11 protein-coding genes are annotated in these 17,636 nt (G+C 43.7%); 6 read left to right on the top strand and 5 right to left on the bottom strand.

Features of this window, described 5'->3' with window-relative positions; all coding sequences use genetic code 11:
* Window positions 1–80 precede the first annotated feature (80 nt).
* From DYH63_RS19855 to DYH63_RS19865, 3 genes are all read right to left on the bottom strand, one after another.
* The gene (locus tag DYH63_RS19855) at window positions 81–1,031 is read right to left on the bottom strand and encodes a DUF3078 domain-containing protein (RefSeq protein ID WP_116790452.1); all 951 of its coding nucleotides are present in this window, start codon (window positions 1,029–1,031) and stop codon (window positions 81–83) included.
* A 44-nt stretch (window positions 1,032–1,075) separates the two neighbouring features.
* The gene (locus DYH63_RS19860; protein WP_116790453.1) at window positions 1,076–2,842 is read right to left on the bottom strand and encodes a 1-deoxy-D-xylulose-5-phosphate synthase; all 1,767 of its coding nucleotides are present in this window, start codon (window positions 2,840–2,842) and stop codon (window positions 1,076–1,078) included.
* 106 nt (window positions 2,843–2,948) lie between these two features.
* The gene (locus tag DYH63_RS19865) at window positions 2,949–3,557 is read right to left on the bottom strand and encodes a hypothetical protein (RefSeq protein WP_116790454.1); all 609 of its coding nucleotides are present in this window, start codon (window positions 3,555–3,557) and stop codon (window positions 2,949–2,951) included.
* A gap of 92 nt (window positions 3,558–3,649) precedes the next feature.
* On the opposite strand from DYH63_RS19865, the gene DYH63_RS19870 reads away from it, so the two are divergent.
* The 4 genes from DYH63_RS19870 to tnpA all read left to right on the top strand — a co-directional run bounded on the left by DYH63_RS19870 (window position 3,650) and on the right by tnpA (window position 11,946).
* Complete coding sequence (locus DYH63_RS19870; RefSeq protein WP_116790455.1) at window positions 3,650–4,396, top strand: hypothetical protein; 747 nt, start codon at window positions 3,650–3,652, stop codon at window positions 4,394–4,396.
* A gap of 360 nt (window positions 4,397–4,756) precedes the next feature.
* Window positions 4,757–5,203, top strand: coding sequence for a nucleoside deaminase (locus DYH63_RS19875; protein WP_116790456.1), 447 nt, complete (start codon window positions 4,757–4,759; stop codon window positions 5,201–5,203).
* 307 nt (window positions 5,204–5,510) lie between these two features.
* Entirely contained in the window at window positions 5,511–11,021 is a 5,511-nt protein-coding gene (locus tag DYH63_RS19880) for an alpha-2-macroglobulin family protein (protein ID WP_116790457.1), read from the top strand.
* Between the two features lie 472 nt (window positions 11,022–11,493).
* On the top strand, window positions 11,494–11,946 hold the full coding sequence (gene tnpA / locus DYH63_RS19885; RefSeq protein WP_116790458.1) for an IS200/IS605 family transposase: 453 nt from the start codon (window positions 11,494–11,496) through the stop codon (window positions 11,944–11,946).
* A 210-nt stretch (window positions 11,947–12,156) separates the two neighbouring features.
* Here tnpA and DYH63_RS19890 read toward each other — a convergent pair whose 3' ends face one another.
* Window positions 12,157–12,675 carry a hypothetical protein gene (locus tag DYH63_RS19890; RefSeq protein ID WP_116790459.1) on the bottom strand — a complete coding sequence of 173 codons (519 nt, stop codon included), beginning with the start codon at window positions 12,673–12,675 and terminating at the stop codon, window positions 12,157–12,159.
* A 218-nt stretch (window positions 12,676–12,893) separates the two neighbouring features.
* Here DYH63_RS19890 and pbpC point away from each other — a divergent pair, with 218 nt between their 5' ends.
* The gene (gene pbpC / locus DYH63_RS19895) at window positions 12,894–15,305 is read left to right on the top strand and encodes a penicillin-binding protein 1C (RefSeq protein ID WP_116790460.1); all 2,412 of its coding nucleotides are present in this window, start codon (window positions 12,894–12,896) and stop codon (window positions 15,303–15,305) included.
* A 173-nt stretch (window positions 15,306–15,478) separates the two neighbouring features.
* Here pbpC and DYH63_RS19900 read toward each other — a convergent pair whose 3' ends face one another.
* A complete protein-coding gene (locus DYH63_RS19900; protein ID WP_116790461.1) occupies window positions 15,479–16,477 on the bottom strand; it encodes a substrate-binding domain-containing protein in 999 nt (332 codons plus the stop codon).
* Between the two features lie 106 nt (window positions 16,478–16,583).
* Here DYH63_RS19900 and DYH63_RS19905 point away from each other — a divergent pair, with 106 nt between their 5' ends.
* Entirely contained in the window at window positions 16,584–17,636 is a 1,053-nt protein-coding gene (locus DYH63_RS19905) for an aldose epimerase family protein (protein ID WP_116790462.1), read from the top strand.

Here is a 17,636-nt window from a genome sequence, read left to right on the forward strand (position 1 = left end):
ACTCCGCTGCGCTCAGTAAAAAACATACTTGGGAGTGAAACACAATCTTAAATCTTAAAATTTTTGAATCTTAAATCCTTTTAAAACGTATAGCTTAAGCCCACGCCCAGCATTTGCTTAAGTTGTAGCTTTGGGCCTACGGTAACCACTGCACCATCGCGCTCTTCGGTAGCTTTAATGTCATTATCATAAATAATGTTAGCACCTATGTTTGCTCTTACATACTGGTTTACCGTCATGTCTAGTGCAAACTGGTAGTTGATGTCTACATTGCCAAATTTATTCAGGTAATCACTGTAAAGGGTAATGCGGTTATCGAGCATTATGTTTTTAAATATCTGGCGCTTTAACTGGCTCGTTAAAAGCATACCTACCTCTGTACGCGATTTTTTACCGTGTTCAATAATATTACCGTCAGCATCTTTTATAGCTCCCTTAACACCAAATGCACCCTGGTCTGCCAGGTATTGGTCTAAAACAAGTGTTGTCTTGTCTGTAAGTGGAGAGAAATAGGCGTTAAAGCCCCAGTCTTTACGAATATATTCAGCACCAACCCCCAGAAATATATAGGCAGGCGCAAGCGGGCCTGATATTTCGTGCAGTTTGTTAGGGTAGTTATAACCATTAGCAAACTGCGTGTTAAGGTTAAACTTCGCACTATAATACAGGTTGCTTATTGTGTCTTTTCTATAGCCAAAGGTGGAGTTAAACTGAAACTGGTCGTCAGTTTTGCGCGGCCCCTGTCCTTCCTGGCTGTTATAGCCGTAGCGAAGTATAAGTTCGTTTAGCCAGTTAACATTCTTGCGATGGTATTTTCGGGTAAAATTACCCTTGCCTAAAATGGTTACTGAGTTGTTTCCACCCACACTCCAGTTTACAAAAGCAATTTCATTAATGTCGAGGCCTACAACATTGGTTTTCTCCCAGTAAGAAATGCTGTCCGGAAGGGTTGTAGTAATAAGTACCTGGCTAAAACCGGTCTTGATACAGGCAATGAATAGTAAGGCTGTTAAGCAGGCTTTTAATTTCATTAGAATAGAGTTTAGTCGGAAAAACGTTGCAAAAGTCGTTATTTTCAGTAACCTGAAAAAATATCTCTTAAAGTTTTAACGTCAATGCCACATAAATGTTGTAACTCTGCTACGGTACCATGCTCGATGAAATTGTCAGGAATGCCTAAAGTTTTAATTTCCAACGTGTAACCGTGCTCTGCGGCAAATGCTAAAATTGTGCTGCCAAATCCTCCGGTAACCGTTCCGTCTTCTATTGTAGCTATTTTCTTATGTGTTTTAAAGATATTATGTAATGCTTCGTTATCAAGCGGTTTGATAAACCCAAAATGCCAGTGCGAGAATTTCTCTTTTTCGCTCATTTCTGCCAATGCCTTAGTAACATTATTGCCTATTGTACCGGTCGAAAGTATGGCAACATCAGTACCATGCAACAACGGTAGGGCTTTACCAATTTCGATTGCTTTAAAAGGCTGTTGCCAGTTAGTACTTTCACCACGTCCGCGCGGGTAGCGTATGGCAATGGGATGAGGTAACCCAAGCTGCGCGGTATAGAGGATATTGCGAAGCTCTGTTTCATTTAGCGGTGCAAAAATGATAAGGCTCGGAATGCAGTTAAGGTAAGCAATGTCAAATACACCGTGGTGGGTAGCACCGTCTTCGCCTACTAATCCTGCACGGTCAAGGCAAAAAATAACCGGCAGGTTTTGCAAAGCCACATCGTGTATAACCTGGTCATAGGCACGTTGCAAAAAGGTAGAGTAAATATTACAGTACACCACCATGCCCTGTGTAGCCATACCGGCTGCAAGGGTAACGGCGTGCTGCTCTGCAATACCTACATCTATAGCCCTTTCGGGGAAAGCATCCATCATAAATTTCATAGAACTGCCTGATGGCATGGCAGGGGTAATACCTATTATTTTAGGGTTTTGTGCGGCAAGTTCAGTAAGGGTAAGCCCAAAAACATCCTGGTATTTTGGCGGCAGGTGGCTTTCGGCAATAGCTAAAACCTCGCCGGTAAGCTTATCAAACTTTCCGGGTGCGTGATATTTTACCTGGTCTTCTTCGGCTTGTTTCAGGCCTTTGCCTTTAGTGGTAGTAACATGAAGAAATTTAGGGCCGGGTTTATCTTTAAGTTTTTTAAGCTCTTTTATAAGTACAGCAAAATCATGCCCGTCGATAGGTCCGGTATAATCAAAGTTCAATGAGCTTATCATATTGTTCTGGCGCGGATTTTTTCCCGCCTTTACCTGGGTAAGATAATGCTTAAGTGCACCCACGCTGGGGTCTATGCCTATGGCGTTATCGTTAAGTACTACAAGCAGGTTTGCAGCAGTAACCCCCGCATGGTTAAGCCCTTCAAACGCCATGCCTGATGCTATGCTGGCATCGCCTATAACGGCAATATGGTTTTTAGAAGTTTCGCCTTTTATCTGCGAAGCTATCGCCATGCCCAAAGCTGCGGAAATTGAGGTACTGCTGTGCCCGGTGCCAAAGGCGTCGTATTCACTTTCTGTACGCTTCGGGAAACCGCTTATGCCGCCCAGTTCGCGGTTGGTTTCAAAAGCATCCTTTCGTCCGGTAAGTATCTTGTGGCCGTATGCCTGGTGGCCCACATCCCATACAAGCTGGTCATCGGGTGTGTCAAAAACATAATGTAGTGCAATGGTAAGTTCTACCACGCCCAGGCTTGCGCCCAGGTGCCCACCCTTAATAGATACCACGTCAATAATAAACGCCCGCAGTTCTGCAGCCAGTTGCGGCAACTGTTCCGGAGTTAATTTACGGAGGTCGGTAGGGGTGTGTATGGTGTTTAGTAAGCTTTGCATTACTGCAAAATTACGATTAAAAATGGAACGCGGATAAACTGATTTCCGAACTCGAATTTTCGCAGATTTCCGGTCGTGCAGGGATATCGGCAATAGCGTTGAAGTTTTATTGCGGGGTTACAATGGTATCGCCGTTAATGTGTGTTGGCGCTGTAGGTTCGGAAGGCGTTACAATAACGGCTCCTGTAAGGGCAGGGAATTTTACTTCCTCCTTCGAAGGCTTGGTTTTTGGTTTAGGTTCAGGAGCTTTTACAGGTGTGATTTCTACTTTAGGTAACGTGTCGTTTTCTTTATAAGCTACAATTCCTAGTGTGCCTCGTGGAGGTGGTTCTTGCGCAAGTGTATCTTTAAAATCAACATCCATGGCAGGTTCTCCCTTTACATTATTGCAGCTAAACAGTGTGCTGCCCATACATGCCATAAGTGCCACAACAAACATTTGGCGGAAGTTTAACGGCCTGCGTGCAATTTTATTTAGCAACGCATCCGAAATTATAGGCGGGGCTTCCTGTTGCAGCTGGTTAGTAGTAAACCTGCCGCAAACACCTGCTTCTTTATTTGCTAAAACATAATCAGTAATGTCCGGCTGCTTCATCCCGGTAAAATCGATTACGGTTTTTGCGCACATAGTACAAAAGCGGCCTTTATCTTCGGGTGTCATGGCATCCCAGTTTTCATGGCAGGGCTTAGGAACTGAAATTTTAAATGTAGTCATGGTAGTTAAATTGGCTGTTGATATAAAGATAACGTTAGAAAATGACTGAAAATTATATATTTGCCAAAAGATTCAACCAACAAAAATACATCATGAAAAAAGCGATTACCCTTATCCTGTTTTTACTACATTTTATTGCATTCGCCCAGCAAAAGAAAACTGTGCCAAGCGGCTATATTACCTTTAACAGCAACGCTACATTTGAGTTTAAAAATCTTGTGATGGAAGGCGATAATGTTACGTACTTTAACGATGTTACAAAATCGCAGGCAAATTTCTCGATAAGTGCCATTAAAAAAATTGTTGATAATACAGGCGCTACAGTATATGATTCGGTTAAAACAAATGTAAAAAAAGGAGTTCAGGAAGATGTTGTAAAAAAGCCTGCCCCTGTTGTAATTAAGAAAACAGAAGAAGAAAAACTGGTTTATAAATCGTCTTCGAAAATATTGCTAAACGGCAATAAGCTTAAAAGCGATGAATTAGAGGCGTTGCTTAAAACTAATACTAATGTTTACGACAAATATAAAAAAGGCAAGAGCGATGCTACCATCGGTACTATATTAATAGCTGGTGGTGCTGGCCTGTTTGTTGGCGGCGGACTTAGTAATGTGCAAACAGCTAATAGTGGCAAAAGTGGCGGTGGCCCGGCCATATTAATCGTGGGCATAGTTGCCGCAGGTATTGGTATACCGGTACGCATAGGTGGCGTTAAAAAAATAAAGAGCGCGGTAGAGCAGTACAATGCGTTACCGGGCAGGCCGGTTTCTTTCCTGGAAAGATCAGAACTTAAACTTACAGCTAACGGTAACGGCCTTGGTGTAGCGCTGAAGTTTTGACCAGTGACATCTTTTGAAAATAGAGATCATCTGTATTCAACTAAATATATTTGATTCAAGTTCCTTTCTCTCTTTTGGAGTCCTCGGGTGAATACGTGACACAGAGATTCTCAGAGTAGCACAGAGATTCACAGAGATAAGAGATAATACCTTCGGTATGAGAACACAGAGCGTTATGTATACTATACCCGCACAGCTCAGTGTTCTCACGCTGTAAGCGTAATCTCAAATTTTAAAACTCTGTGAATCTCTGTGCTACTCTGAGAATCTCTGTGTTATAGTTCGCTAATAATAAATGCCTGCCCTATGATAGTTTTTTGATCGCATAGCGAATGAGGCTGATTTACTACCTTTGCAGCTATGGAAAATATCTTTACCCACGAGTATTTTATGCAAAAAGCCTACCAGGAAGCACAGGCGGCTTATGATAAAGGCGAAATACCCGTAGGTGCGGTAGTGGTGGTAGATAACCGTATTATTGCCAAAACCCATAACCTTACAGAACTGCTTACCGATGTTACCGCACACGCCGAGATGCAGGCCATAACTGCGGCTGCGGGTTTCCTAGGCGGAAAATACCTTACCAACTGTACCCTGTATGTAACGCTGGAACCTTGCCAGATGTGTGCCGGTGCCCTTTACTGGAGCCAGGTTACACGGGTAGTTTATGGCGCGCACGATGCCCACCGTGGCTATACTGCAATGGGCGGTAAACTACATCCAAAAACAGAGGTGGTTACCGGCATTATGGAAGCCGAATGTGGCGAGCTGATCAAGGCTTTTTTCAGGCAACGAAGAGGTTTGTAAGTAATTGATAGTTAACTATTTGTTTTTCAGGTAAAAATATTTTCAAAATTTATTCTTCCGCATACAATATTTAGATAATATTGTATGTTATAGCGAAAAATGAGGGTTGTTTAATCATCAGGTTCACAAAGGTTTTTTATAAGTTCACATGGTTGTTCTGTATTGCTTTTGCGGGCCGCTTCCCTCAACGGTTATACCCTCCCTGTATCCTTTAGCCAGCCATATTTGTGTTTCTTTTAACACGCCAATTCTCGCCGGAAAACAAATTTTTTATACTTTAAACCTTATTTAACCAAACCAAAAGGCCATGAAAACGCTAAAGCTGGTGCTGTTCTGTGCAGTTATCACACTGTTTTTACATTCGTGCAAAAAAGAATCTGCTGTTGATTTTGATTCTGATTATTCCCTGTTCCGCGATTATGTTACCAATTTCTCATCGGGTGTCGTTTCTACAAAGGCAGACATACGGGTGGGGCTTGCCTTTGCAAAAAAAGAATGGCAGCTTAACCAGGAACTCGATGGCAGTTACTTTAGCGTTTCCCCTTCGGCAGAGGGTAAGGTGTATTTCCTGCCCGATAATACCATAGCCTTCCGCCCTGCAAAAAGGCTGGAGCAGGATACTGAATATAAGATTACCCTGCACCTCTCTAAATTTATAAATGTACCGTCGCAGCTGGCCGATTTTAAATTCCGTGTCAAGACCCTCAAGCAGGATTTTCTTGTTACCACAGCCGACCTGCAAAGCTACAACCGCGATACACAGTACCTTAATGTGGTGCTTAAATCTGCCGATCACCTCGATAGTAAAATAGCAGAAAAACTGCTTACTGCTACGCAGGGCGACCGTAAGCTACCTATAAAACTGGTAAGCACCATGCAGGGAAATGCCGAGTTTAATTTTGTGATAGATGATATCAAACGCCAGCCGCAGGATAGCAAAATAACAATAAGCTGGAACGGAAAGCCGCACGGCATAGACCGGGAAGGCAGTGAGGAGTTTACCATTCCCGGTAAAGATAATTTTAAGGTACTTAGCATGGAGGCCGCACAGGGCGATAACCAGACGCTGCTCATAAACTTTTCAGACCCTATTAGAAAAGACCAGGATTTTAGCGGACTTGTGGCGGTAGAAACCGTTAAGGATATGACCTTTGCTACCGATGGTAACCTGCTAAAGGTGTTTTTTACAGAGCCGCTTAATGGCAACTTTTTAGTAGAGGTTTTTCAGGGGATAGAAAGTACCGAAGGCTTTAAGACTAAAGCGACCTTCTCTCAAAAAGTGTTGTTTGAACAGTTGAATCCCGAGGTGCGCTTTGCAAAGAACGGTAGCATATTGCCGGCTTCAAGCAATCTGAAACTAAATTTTGAGGCCGTAAACCTGAGCGCGGTAGATGTTAAGGTATACCGCATTTTTGAGAATAACGTAATGCAGTTTCTTCAGGATAATAACCTGAACGAGAACAGCTACAGCCTGCGGGATGTGGCATTGCCAGTGGCTAAGACTACGATTACGCTGAACACGAATAAAATGCTGAATTACAGCAAATGGAATGCCTTTGCGTTAGATCTTTCAAAGATCATTAAGCCGGAGCCGGGCGCCATTTACCATATAAAGATGTCGATGCGCAAAGAGTATTCACTTTACAAATGCGATGATGGTGCTACAGGTACAGAGACAACAACGGCTACTGTCCAGGCAGATGAGGATGAGGAGCAGGATGACTTTAGCGAATATGAAGATAACGATTATTACCACTATGATTATGACTGGGAGCAACGCGATAATCCGTGCAGCAGTTCGTATTTCTATGATCGTAATGTAGAGACTAATGTACTGGCCAGCGACCTGGGTGTAATTGCTAAAAAGGGAGATAACAACAGCTTCTTTTTTGCTGTAACCAGTATTACATCTACCAAAACCATTGGTGGGGCTGAAATAGCATTATACAATTACCAGCAACAAAAACTGGTTTCAGGCCAGACGGATAATGATGGCACTCTTACACTGTACAGCGATAAGAAGCCATTTTTTGCCATTGTTAAAAAAGATAAGAACACTACCTACATCAAGCTACAGGAGGGCAGCTCGCTTTCGCTGAGTAATTTTGATGTAGATGGTGCAGGGCTGCAAAAAGGGTTAAAGGGCTTTATTTATGGCGAACGTGGCGTGTGGAGGCCGGGAGATACACTTTACCTAAGCTTTATCCTCAACGATAAAGAATCTAAACTGCCTGCAACGCACCCTATAAAGCTACGCTTAAGCGATCCTAATGGTAAGATTATGCATCAGGCCGTACAGCCTCGCAATGAGCTTAACCACTATAAGTTTATTGTACCTACGCAAAGCGGCAACCCTACCGGAAGCTGGGAGGCAATGGTATCTGTAGGTGGGGCGCATTTTTATAAGGCCATTAAAATAGAGACCATTAAGCCAAACAGGCTCAAGATAAAAAATAGCCTTGAGGGACAAACCCTTTCGGCGTATGCCAAAAATGAGGGTACGGTGCAGGTGGCATGGTTGCACGGCGCCGTTGCTAAGGGATTAAAAGTAGAAATGCAGGCTAAATTTATGAGCCAGGCTACCGCATTTAAAGGTTACCTGAATTATGTGTTTGATGACCCTGCGCAAAATTTTGGCAGCGAAGAGGTCAACCTTTTCTCAGGTAATGTAGATGACAACGGTGTGGCAAAAATTGCTGTAGAGCCTAAGCTGCAGGTGCGTGCGCCGGGTTTGCTTAAGGCTGCCATTATTACCAAAGCCTATGAAAAAGGCGGCGATGTAAGTACCGATGTGGTATCGGCTACGTATTCGCCCTACAATACCTATGTGGGTGTAAAAATGCCGCAGGCCAATAAATACAACATGCTCGAAACCGGTAAGTCAAACCGCTTTGAGGTGGCTACGGTTAACGAGAAAGGTCAGGCAAGACCATCGCGCAGGTTAGAGGCTAAAGTGTATAAAGTAGAATGGCGCTGGTGGTGGGACAGCAGTAATAACGATGTTTCGGCATACAGCAATGCCGTGAGCAATACCCCTGTATTTACACAGCAACTGGTTACAGATGGCAGTGGTAAGGCAGCGTTTAACTTCCGCACTGATGAAGAAGAGTGGGGTAACTACCTGGTGCGCGTTACCGATATTGAAAGCGGACATTCGGCAGGCAGCACCGTACTTATAGACTACCCGTACTGGAGTGGCCGCAGCCGTGCCACAACCGGCGAAGAAGCTACCATGCTTATGTTTACTACAGATAAAGAAAAATATGCCGTGGGTGAAAAAGCCATCGTTTCATTCCCTTCGAGTGAGGGCGGACGTGCACTCGTATCGCTTGAAAACGGAAGTAAAGTGGTAAAAACCTACTGGGCGGAAACTAAAAAGGGAGAAACGCAGTTAGAGATACCTATTACCGGGGCTCTTGCGCCTAACGTATATGTGCATGTAACACTGTTGCAGCCGCATGCCAATACTAAAAATGATTCGCCCATACGCCTGTATGGCATCGTGCCAATAGAAGTGGTAGATAAGACTACCATACTGGAGCCACAGATTGCAATGCCTGAAATACTGAAACCGGAACAAAAAACCAATATCAAAGTAAGTGAGAAGAACGGCCGCAGCATGACCTATACCATTGCGGTGGTAGACGACGGCCTGCTTGATCTTACCCGCTTTAAAACCCCTAATGCCTGGACATCTTTTTATGCTAAAGAAGCGCTGGGTGTAAAAACATGGGATATTTATGACCAGGTTATAGGTGCTTATGGCGGCAAGGTAAACCAGATATTTAGTATAGGTGGTGACGAGGCACTGGGGGGCGGCAAGGCAAAAAAAGCCAACCGCTTTAAACCTGTAGTAGTCTTCCTTGGTCCGTTTAAACTGGAGAAAGGGCAAACCCGCAACCACCCGATACAGTTGCCTATGTATGTAGGATCTGTACGTACAATGGTGGTTGCCGCTAACGATGAGAACAGTTCGTACGGTAGTGCAGAGAAAACTACACCGGTACGCAGCCCGTTAATGTTGCTGGCTTCGCTGCCGCGCAAGGTAACCCCGGGCGAAAAGGTAACGCTTCCTGTAACGTTGTTCGCCATGGAAAACAGCATTAAAGATGTTACACTTCAGGTAAAAACAAGCGGTAACTTAAAAGTATCGGGTGCAGCATCGCAAAAAGTAAGCTTTACAAGACCCGATGAAAAGGTAGCGTATTTTGACCTTGAAGTACCTAATGTTACAGGTATTGGCAAAGTTACCGTTACGGCTTTTAGTGGTAAGGAACGTGCCAGTTATGATGTAGAGCTTGATATTGTAAACCCTAACCCGGTTACCCAAAACTTTAAAGAACTGGTGCTAAAACCAGGTAGCAGCGGTGTGATAGACTGGCAACCATTTGGCGTGGCCGGTAGTAACAAGGCAAGGCTGGAAGTATCATCATTCCCGAGCATCGACTTTAACCGCAGGCTCGATTATCTTATACAGTACCCACACGGTTGTGTAGAGCAAACTACATCATCGGTATTTCCGCAATTGTATCTTGCAGACATTGCCGATATTGACCAGAACAGGAAAAACAAGATTCAGAAATATGTAACGGCGGCTATTAAAAAGCTGCAAAACTTCCAAGTGGCAAACGGCGGATTCTCTTACTGGCCGGGCAACCAAACGGCAGACGACTGGGGCAGTAGTTATGCCGGCCACTTTATTATTGAGGCAGAGAAAAAAGGGTATGCGCTGCCGCTGAACATGAAAAAGCAATGGCTATCGTACCAAAAGAATTTTGCCCGCCAATGGCGCTACACGGCAGAATACCATAATGATTTTGCACAGGCCTACAGGTTATATACCCTTGCACTTGCGGGTTCGGCAGATCTTTCATCCATGAACAGGCTAAGGGAAACGCCAAACATCAGCAACGAGTCTAAACTGCGCCTTGCGGCAGCTTATGCTCTGGCAGGTCAAAAATCGGTTGGGCAGCAGCTACTTGCGCAGAGTGTTCTTGATTACAGTGCTGACTATAGCTACTATTACTATGGCTCTCCGGAACGTAACCGTGCCATGGTACTGGAAACGCTTATTATACTCGGTCAGCAGGAAAAAGCATTTGGCATGGCTACAAAACTGGCAAAGGCAATGTCTTCTAACCGCTGGATGAGTACACAAACCACCGCCTACTGCCTGTACAGTATGAGTAAATTTGCACAGGCTAACGGCCCTAAAGGCATTGATATTAACTATACGGCAAACGGTAAGTTACAGGCTGTAAAAACGGCGAAGACCTTTGCCGACCGTCCGCTTGAAATTACAGCTAATAATAAGGTAAGTATTAAGAACAACAAGCAGGGTACGCTGTATGTAAAAGTAGTGTATAGTGGCATATTACCTGTAGGGCAGGAGCAAACGGAAGAACGTGGCTTTAGCACAGGCATTGTATTTAAGGACCGTGGTGGCAAGGTTATCAATCCGGCTACGCTGGCGCAGGGAACTGAGTTTGTAGCTGAGGTAACAATAGCCAACCGTAGTGGTGAATTTGTAGATAACATTGCCCTTACGCAGATCATACCTAGCGGATGGGAAATTGTGAATACCAGGTTTACCGACTTTGGCAGCTTTGCCGAAAATAAAGTAGATTATACCGACATAAGGGATGACCGTACCAACTTCTACTTCTCGCTTAAGGCACATGAAGGTAAAACGTTCAGGATATTGCTTAACGCTAGTTATCCGGGTAGTTACTACCTGCCTGGGGTGCAGTGTGAGGCCATGTATGATAATAATTTCCTTGCAAGGACAAAAGGACAATGGGTTAAGGTGGTGCGGTAGATGCAGAGAAAGAGGGATTCGAACCCCCGGATATTTGTAGTATTAATTGATAGATATGCCGCCCCGCTGGGGCTCACTGTCGTCAATATGCGATGTTTGCTATAGGTATGTCGCCCCGCTGGGGCTCACTATGGTCGATGTGTGATTTTTCTATAGATATGTCGCCCACGCTGAGGCTTACTATTGTCGCTAGTTGATATTTGCTATAGGTATGTTGCTCCGCGGGGGCTCATTGTGGTCGATGTGTGATGTTTCTATAGATACGTTGCTTCGCTCGTGCTTACTATTGGCGCTAGTTGATATTTGTTATAATATACTGTCCGCTCTTGGATTAATTATTGTTGATTAAAAAGTTGAGGTATTTCTAAGCTAGCCCCGGAGGGGCGACATATCTATAGCGAAAGACGGTGGGTTTTGAATGAGCCCCGGCGGGGCGATATGTCTATGACTAAAACCATAAATTAATAAAATAATGGCAAATACATATTCACAAATTTATATACAGATTGTTTTTGCGGTAAAAGGCCGGGATAATCTTATTGCCTCGCTCTGGAAGCAAGAATTATACAAATACATAACCGGAATTATTACCAATGAAGGACAGAAACTGATCGCGATCAACGGAATGCAGGATCATATTCATATACTGGTAGGGCTGAAGCCTACAAAAGCTTTATCTGAACTGGTTAGGGATATTAAAGCTTACTCATCACGATTTATAAATGATAACCAATGGGTATTAGGAAAATTTGAGTGGCAGGAAGGGTTTGGCGCTTTTTCATATAGTCATTCGCAGATTCCGAATGTAGTAAAGTATATTGAAAACCAGGAAGAGCATCATAAAGTAAAAACATTCAGAGATGAATATTTAGAATTCCTGAAATTATATGATGTTGATTTTAAACCTGAGTATGTATTTGAATAACATAAAACAAAAATCGTTACATAAGTACAACCCGTAGCGCTTTAATATGTTCTTAAAAACTATTTTGCAGCCTCTTCAAGACCGTTGTGTTACTGCTTTCATTATAAGGCAGCGAAAACCGCCGGGATAACTTTGTCTTTGGTACAGTAGCTTCCGGTAATTAATAGGCGTGCCAAAAGCAGAGAGAGTGTTTTTTTTATGTAATTATTATTAGTTGGCTAATCCGCTTTCGTTGATTTTTGAGATGTAATCGGCAATGAAATCCTGAAATTCATCAAGGTTTAAAATCTTGTCGCTATTAACCCGTAGTTCCAGTATATAACGGTTTTTTAAAATAGTAAAGTATCCATATACGCGCTTTATCCCGGTATTAACATCATGTGCAACAAAGCTTTTGCTTCCCAGATTAAAGCGGCTGATTTTAATGGCTGTTTTGTTTTTAGATGTTTTTGCCATTTCAAATTTGGTTTCTACATCGCCCAGGGTGGGTTCGTTAGCCGGATGTTTAGTATCAGTCAGCATTACTGTAAAGACCTGTTCCTCGTCAAATTTGCCAAAGATGTAATAGGTTAGCACTACCGCTTCCGAACATGTGGCAGGCACAGCAAGCTTATACTTTTTGTATTGTTCAATTTTGGGTATTGCACCTGTAAGTGCATTACAGTTTATGTCTTGTGAGTAGGTAGTTATAGTAAGGGTCAGGAAAAAAAACAGGAAAATAGTTTTCATATTAATCCGGATTTAAGGCAATACGGGCCTTGATTTTTTAATCACTTCAATATAAAATTACAGGGATTGTTATTATAATAACCCAATTTAACAAAGTATTAAGCCTTGGAGGAAAGTCACTCTGAAAGCGCTTTTCCAAAATAAAAGAATGAATCAGACAGTCAAACGTTTTATTTTTACAACAGCTACAATAACTGTGGCGCCGCATTTTTGTACAAATGACCAGTAACATAAAAAAAGCTTATAACAGCATTTCGGGTAAGCCCAAGGCACTTTTGCAATGCTCACTATTTTGGATAAAATCCAATAAAATAAAAACTGCTATAGCCGTTGTGCTGTTAGTGGGTTATTACTTCTGCCTGCCACGGACACTTTTTGACGAGCCTTACAGTACGGTGATAGAAAGTAGCGGCGGCGACCTTCTGGGTGCACGTATAGCCCGCGACGGTCAGTGGCGTTTCCCGGCGCAGGACAGTGTGCCGTATAAATTCCGCGAATGCATAGTGTATTTTGAAGACCAGCATTTTTATCATCATTGGGGTTTTAATCCGGTGGCTATTGTAAAGGCACTAAAGCAAAACCACGATGCCGGCAGGGTAGTGCGTGGCGGCAGTACCCTTACACAACAGGTTATCCGCCTGAGCCGTGAGCATAAAAAGCGCAGCTACTTTGAGAAAATCATTGAAATAATACTTGCCACCCGCTTAGAATTCAGGGAGAGCAAAGACGAAATATTGGGCGAATATGCCGCACATGCGCCCTATGGAGGTAATGTAGTAGGACTACAAATGGCATCGTGGCGGTACTTTGGCATACAGCCGCACCAACTGTCGTGGGCAGAAACGGCTACACTTGCGGTACTGCCTAATGCGCCCAGCCTTATATTCCCGGGGAAGAACCAGGAGCTGCTTCGCGCCAAGCGAAATCGCCTGCTCAAAAAACTTTTTGACGAAAAGGTAATCGACAAAACTACCTACGAACTCTCGTTGCAGGAAAGCCTGCCCCAAAAACCATTCGACCTGCCGCAGGCTGCTCCGCATTTGCTACAGCGCGTGGCTAGAAAACACGAGGGCGAACACATAAAAACAACTGTAAATTACCAATTGCAAAACCGCGTAAACCAAATCGCGGCACGCTATTACCAGGAATATAAACAAAGCGAGGTGCACAACCTGGCCATACTGGTTATTGATGTAAAAACCCGAAACGTAATGGCTTATGTGGGCAATTCGCCTACCGATAAAGCCCACCAAAAAGATGTGGATGTAATACCTGCACCCCGCAGTACCGGCAGCATTTTAAAACCGCTATTGTTTGCTTCGATGCTCGATGCCGGGCAATTGTTACCTAATACCTTGGTTGCTGATGTACCCACACAAATTGCGGGCTACAGCCCCAAAAATTATGATCTGACCTATGATGGTGCCGTACCCGCACAGCAGGCTTTGTCGCGTTCGCTTAATATTCCTGCGGTGCTGATGCTTAAAGATTTTGGCGTACACCGTTTTTATGAACAGTTAAAACAATATAAACTCAGCAATATAAATAAAAGCCCTAACCATTACGGCCTCTCGCTGATGCTGGGTGGGGCAGAGAGCAACCTGTGGGATTTGTGCCGTACCTATGCCGGGCTTACCAGTACGCTCAACCATTTTACGGGTTCGCAGGCAAAATATTACACTAACGAGTTTACCGACCTGAACTGGGACAGTAGCATAACCCGAAACTTTGGTAAGGAAACCTACCAGAAACCGCAAACCGGGGCAGGTGCCATTTGGTGTACTTATAATGCCATGAAAGAGGTCAATCGCCCTGAGGGCGATGAGGCCTGGAAGTTTTACGACTCATCCTTAGAAATTGCCTGGAAAACGGGTACCAGCTTTGGCAGCCGCGATGGCTGGGCCATTGGCACTAATTCCCGCTATGTGGTGGGGGTGTGGGTAGGCAATGCTTCCGGCGAGGGGCGCCCGTCGCTTACGGGTGTGGGTAGTGCCGCGCCCATATTGTTTGATGTATTTAACTTACTGCCAAGACAAAAATGGTTTGCCCCGCCGTATAACGACCTTCAGGAGGCAGAGGTATGCGCCGTAAGTGGCCACCTTGCGGGCGAACATTGCCCTGTTGCAAACCAGTGGATTCCGCTAAATGGCAGTAAGACGAAACCGTGCCCTTATCACAGGCTCGTTCATCTTGATGCAGACAGGCAATTCAGGGTAAATAGTAGTTGCGAGAGTGTTGATAATATGGTAGCGCAAACCTGGTTTGTACTGCCCCCGGTTATGGAATGGTATTACAAGAACCTGCATATAGATTACCGCCCGCTGCCGCCCTACAAGCCGGGTTGCGAAGGTACAGCAGGTAGTTACATGGATTTTATTTATCCTAAAGAAGACGGGCACATTTACCTGACCAAAGATTTTAACGGGGTTGTACAGCCCTTTGTGTTAAAGGCAGCACACAGCGATAGTAAGGCAAAACTGTTTTGGTACTTAAATGATAAATACCTGGGCGAAACTAAAACCTTTCATGAAATGACGGTGCGCACGGGTACGGGTAGTTACTACATCACTATAATGGATGAAGCAGGAAACGAGATACGCAGAAAGATAAAGATAGAAGCACCGGAGTAGTTTTTCAATGCAGCTTTTTTCCATTTCGACCGATAGGGAGAAATCTCGATAAAGACTATCCGAATAGGTTTTGTTGGGTATTAGGGATTTATTTCAAAAGTAGAGATTTCTCAACTCCGTTGCACTGCGTTCGAAATGGAACAACATCCCTCTACATTAGGAATGGAAGAACCTTACAACGACCCCCGCTGTATCAGCCTGCTCACATTCTCTACGCTATCCGGTTTTTGCAGTACGATCATTTCGGCGAGTATTTTGCCCATAGCGGTAAAGTCGGTAGAGATGGTCGTAATGCCGTTACCTACTACCTTCTTAAGCGGAATGTCGTTGTATGATATAATCCCTACGTCTTTACCTATCTTAAGTTGCTGTACCCGTGCCTGCTCAATAACGTTTACCAGGTGGCGGTCGTTTGGTATTACATATGCCTCACCGGGAGTTATGGTGTGGTTCTCAAAATCAGGAATAATCTCGTAGATAAAGCCATGTTCTTCGCAAAACTTAATAAAGCCCTCGCGCATACCTGGTGGCTGTTTCGATTCCGGAAATATCAGGATCAGCTTGTTGTATTTGCGTAGTTTTGTTTCGCCTGCCGTAAGGGCTTTGTACATGTCATTTACAAAGTTCTGGTGTACAGATGGGTACTCCGCAAGTTCATCGGTAGTCTGATCTAGGATGTAAACATCATTTTTTGGCAGTGTTTTTATAACCGTAGCAGCACCTTTAAGGGTAGTAGGCATTATAACATATTTGCTGTAGTCGCCATTGTTTTCGTTTACAAGTTTTTTAAATACATCAAGGCTGAAGTAGTGAAAAAAGATGTCGATCTGCGCGCCGCTGCCCATGGTTTCTTTAAATGAATTGTAGAGGTCTTCCTTAAAAGAGTTAAATTCGTCAAACAATAAAAAAATACGTTGTTCTAATATAAAGCCTTCGCTTTTAACGTAGTAGCCTTTTCCTAAACGGGCATAGATAATACCGCGCTTTTTAAGGTCGTCATAGGCAAGCAATACCGTATCGCGCGACAGCGAAAACTCCAGTGCCACCTTATTTACACTGGGCAGCTTGTCCCCGCGTTTCAGGCGTTTTTCGCTTATTGCGGTTTCTATCGAAAGCACTATCTGCCTGTACTTTGGCAGGCTTTTAAAGTTGTCTATAGCGATTATCTTCATTTACGAAAAGGTTTGAAACTGGTGGCTAATATACAAAAACTGGTAGGTACTGGTATGGTTGGGTGTAATTTATTTTTACTTTTGGTGCTGTATTATTAATAATTGTATGGAAAAAACCAGTAATTCATATTTAAGTCCGAATTGTGTTACGAATTTATTTGGCACTTTGCCCGATGGTAAAAAAGTGTGCAGCTATACGCTTGCCAATGCGCAAGGTATGGAAGTAACCGTAATAAACTATGGGGCTACCATTACATCTTTAAAAGTTCCGTCGGTAAACGGGCCTGTAGATGTGGTGCTGGGTTTTGATACAATAGAAAAATACATCGACTCTTTTGGGTTGCCGTCAGGCCCTTATTATGGGTCGGTTATTGGCAGGTATGCAGGGCGCATCAGCAATGCAGCATTTACACTTAACGGAGAAACGTTTACCCTTAATGCAAACAATAATGGTAATACGCTTCATGGCGGTAACATTGGCTTTGGCCGTGCCTACTGGCAAATGAAACGTATAAAGGGCGGCGACAGGCCATCGATAATTTTTACCTACACCAGTAAAGATGGCGAAGAGAATTTTCCGGGCAACCTTTCCATTGATGTAGAATATACCCTTACCGAAAATAATGAGCTGCTTGTAGATTACACGGCAACTACAGATAAAACAACAGTACTTAACCTTACACAGCACAGCTATTTTAACCTTGGCGGACATTCGCAATCGTTAGCAGGGCAGGAAGTACAGGTTAATACAGATAAGATGCTTGAAGTAACAGAGGGCGGTATACCTACGGGTAACCTGGCCAATGTAGACGGTACACGTTTTGACTTCAGGAGTTTAAAAGAAATTCCGCAGCAGCTTGATAACTCATTTGTGTTAAGCGGAGATTTTAGTAAGGAAGCGGCTGTGCTGAAATGTAAAGATACAGGGCTTAAAATGAGCGTATTTACCAACCAGTCCAGCGTGCACATTTATGTGGGTGGCAACTGTTTTGGACAAATTACGGGCAAAGAAGGAGCAGCTTACACAGCGTACAGCGCCATTTGCTTTGAAACACAAAATTATCCTGATGCACCAAACAGGCCGGAGTTTCCGTCATCGGTGCTAAATCCGGGAGAAACCTACAGGCAGGAGACAAAATATAAGTTTGAAACACTATAG

This window comes from Flavobacterium psychrotrophum, from assembly GCF_003403075.1.
GTDB classification, from domain to species: Bacteria; Bacteroidota; Bacteroidia; order Flavobacteriales; family Flavobacteriaceae; genus Flavobacterium; species Flavobacterium psychrotrophum.

What these genes read in the sequence shown, in the direction of transcription:
- DYH63_RS19855 (WP_116790452.1), bottom strand. Translation starts at nt 1,031, where the DNA reads ATGAAATTAAAAGCCTGCTTAACAGCCTTACTATTCATTGCCTGTATC.
- DYH63_RS19860 (WP_116790453.1), bottom strand. Translation starts at nt 2,842, where the DNA reads ATGCAAAGCTTACTAAACACCATACACACCCCTACCGACCTCCGTAAA.
- DYH63_RS19865 (WP_116790454.1), bottom strand. Translation starts at nt 3,557, where the DNA reads ATGACTACATTTAAAATTTCAGTTCCTAAGCCCTGCCATGAAAACTGG.
- DYH63_RS19870 (WP_116790455.1), top strand. Translation starts at nt 3,650, where the DNA reads ATGAAAAAAGCGATTACCCTTATCCTGTTTTTACTACATTTTATTGCA.
- DYH63_RS19875 (WP_116790456.1), top strand. Translation starts at nt 4,757, where the DNA reads ATGGAAAATATCTTTACCCACGAGTATTTTATGCAAAAAGCCTACCAG.
- DYH63_RS19880 (WP_116790457.1), top strand. Translation starts at nt 5,511, where the DNA reads ATGAAAACGCTAAAGCTGGTGCTGTTCTGTGCAGTTATCACACTGTTT.
- tnpA (WP_116790458.1), top strand. Translation starts at nt 11,494, where the DNA reads ATGGCAAATACATATTCACAAATTTATATACAGATTGTTTTTGCGGTA.
- DYH63_RS19890 (WP_116790459.1), bottom strand. Translation starts at nt 12,675, where the DNA reads ATGAAAACTATTTTCCTGTTTTTTTTCCTGACCCTTACTATAACTACC.
- pbpC (WP_116790460.1), top strand. Translation starts at nt 12,894, where the DNA reads ATGACCAGTAACATAAAAAAAGCTTATAACAGCATTTCGGGTAAGCCC.
- DYH63_RS19900 (WP_116790461.1), bottom strand. Translation starts at nt 16,477, where the DNA reads ATGAAGATAATCGCTATAGACAACTTTAAAAGCCTGCCAAAGTACAGG.
- DYH63_RS19905 (WP_116790462.1), top strand. Translation starts at nt 16,584, where the DNA reads ATGGAAAAAACCAGTAATTCATATTTAAGTCCGAATTGTGTTACGAAT.